A 2,684-nucleotide genomic window follows, 5' to 3' on the forward strand; every position below is an offset into this window, starting at 1 on the left:
CCTGCCAACGAAAGATAAGCCATGACCGCCGCCACCCCCGTCATTTCCTGCAAAAACGTCTGGAAACTGTTTGGCGCCCAACCTGAACAGTATCTGAAGTCGTTGACCGGCAACCCGGGCTTTGATGAGATCCGCCAGGCTGGCTATATCGCAGCTGTGCGTGACGTCTCCCTGGATATCGCCAAGGGGGAAATGCTGGTGATCATGGGACTGTCAGGTTCCGGCAAGTCCACCTTTGTACGCTGCCTGTCCCGTCTCATTGATATCACCGGCGGAGAGGTCCGGGTCGAAGGCCAGAATATTGGTGAGATGTCCGAGAAGGAGCTGATCGGCCTGCGCCGCAACAAGATGGGCATGGTGTTCCAGAGCTTCGGCCTCTTGCCGCACCGTACCGTTCTGGACAATGTCGCCTTCCCGCTGGAAATGCGCGGCCAGGACCGGCACGCACGCCGCGCCCGTGCGCTGGAGGTGATCGAGCTGGTCGGCCTTTCCGGCCGTGAGGATTATTTTCCGCGCGAGCTGTCAGGCGGCCAGCAGCAACGTGTCGGCATCGCCCGCAGCCTGGCGATCGAACCTGATATCTGGTTCCTGGACGAGCCGTTTTCAGCCCTTGATCCGCTGATACGCCGCGAGATGCAGGACGAATTCCTGCGGCTGCAGGAAATGCTGGGCAAGACCATCGTCTTTATCACTCACGACTTTGACGAGGCGCTGCGCCTTGCCGACCGAATTGCAATCATGAAGGACGGAGTGGTTGAACAATGCGATACCCCGGATCAGATCGTGCTGAACCCGGCCACCGAATATGTCGCCAAATTCACCGAAGAAATCGAGAAATCCCGCGTGGTGCACGCCGGCGTACTGGCGCGCGAGGTGAACGGCCACAGCCTGACCGGCACGCCGATCGGAGAGAATCAGACCATCTCCGAGCTGGCGCGCCTGCTGGTCAATGACAACCGGGATTTCCTGCCGGTTGCCAACACCGCAGGCAGCCTGATCGGCGCGATGAACCGGCAGGAAGCGCTGGATGTGCTTCTGGGAGAGCCATCATGACAGATCAGACGATGGTTCTTTCTGGAAAACCTCAAACATGGACACGCGCCAGGACCGGCTGGGCGCTGTTTGCACTGGCCTGCGTTCTGGCGGCGGGCAACGCCGTGCTGCCTGCAGGGCTGGTAAGGCCGCCTGAATGGCTGGTGCTGCCTTTTGCCGACTGGATCAACGCGATCTTTAATTTCCTGCGCGACGACCTTGGGCTAATCTACCTGACCCGCGCCTTTGCTGATGGGGTTGAATGGTTGCTCGATGTGACCGCCAACTTGCTTTACGGCAAAAACCGCTGGCCACGCGTCGGCCCCATTCCGTGGACAGTGATCGCCAGCATCGGCTTTGTTATCGGCTATGCGTTGCAAGGCTGGCGGTTGTCGCTGCTGACCGGTGGCACCTTTGTCTGGATCGCCGTCATGGGGCAGTGGAAATGGGCAATGGAAACACTCTCCGTTATCGTTGTCGCGGCCCCGTTCTCGATCCTCTTCGGACTGCTTATGGGCATCCTCGCCTGGCGCTCGAAAAACTTTGAGCGGATCCTCAATCCAATCCTCAACATCGCGCAAAGCCTGCCGCATTTCGCCTATATGATTCCGGTGGTGGTCTTTATAGGAGTCGGTCCCAAGGCGGGTGCCATCGTCACCATCATCTTTTCCGTACCGCCGATGATCCGCATGTCCTTGCTGGGTTTGCGCAAGGTCCCGCATGAAGTGATTGAAAGCGGGCACATGTGCGGCTCCACCCGCTGGCAGCTGTTGCGCCACGTCCGCATCCCCACCGCCCGGACCGAGATCCTGGTCGGCGTGAACCAAGTCATCATGCAGTGCCTTGCGATGGTGGTTCTGGCCAGTTTCATCGGCATGCCTGGACTGGGCCAGAAGCTGCTGCAATTGCTGCAGGCGCTGAAGATCGGCCGCTCGGTCGAGATCGGCATCACCATCGTGTTGCTGGCCGTCATGCTGGACCGCTGCACCAAAGCCTGGGCGACAAAGCAGCCTGAGCATTTTGACAAGGGCATCTCCTTTGCGGTCCGCAACAAGTTTCTGCTAATCGCTGCGGGCCTTTCCCTTGCCTGCTTTGTTCTTGCACAATTCATTCCGTTGATGGACCAGATCGGCCGCCGCGAAGCCTTCACTATTTCCAAGCCGATTGATGCCGTTGCGGACTGGTTCATCGTGCTGATTGATCCGGTCACTCAGTGGCTGCGCTGGTTTCTGATCACCTGGGTGCTGATCCCGATCCGCGATGCCTTCCTATGGATGCCGTATGCGGCAGTGCTGACGCTGCTGGCTGCCGCAGGCTGGGCCATCGGCGGCCTGCGCTCGGCACTGGTGTGCGTCGCCTTCTTCGGCCTCATCGCCATGTCCGGCTGGTGGGACCGCGCGATGATCACGGTCTATACCGTCGTTGTCGCTGTCTCGATTGCGACTGTGCTGGGCTTTCCGCTGGGCATCTGGGGATCGTTTCACGAGAAACGTGCCGCCATCGCCCTGCTCATCTGCGACACATTGCAAACTTTTCCCAGCTTCATCTACCTGATCCCGGTGGTCATGCTGTTCGGGGTGAACGATGTGGCGGTGATCGGCGCGGTTGTCCTGTTCGCAGCCGTGCCGCTGGTGCGTTACACAATTGAAGGG

General features: G+C 59.6%; 2 protein-coding genes. Both read left to right on the forward strand.

All coding sequences use genetic code 11. The features are described 5' to 3' along the window. Positions 1-21: 21 nt before the first annotated feature. Complete coding sequence (locus A2I95_RS30410; RefSeq protein WP_027256579.1) at positions 22-1,053, forward strand: glycine betaine/L-proline ABC transporter ATP-binding protein; 1,032 nt, start codon at positions 22-24, stop codon at positions 1,051-1,053. Further along, positions 1,050-2,684, forward strand: a 1,635-nt coding sequence (locus A2I95_RS30415) for an ABC transporter permease subunit (RefSeq protein ID WP_291735874.1), incomplete at its 3' end; no start/stop codon positions are given. The genes A2I95_RS30410 and A2I95_RS30415, both read left to right, overlap by 4 nt.

This window comes from Leisingera sp. F5 (genome assembly GCF_001593695.1).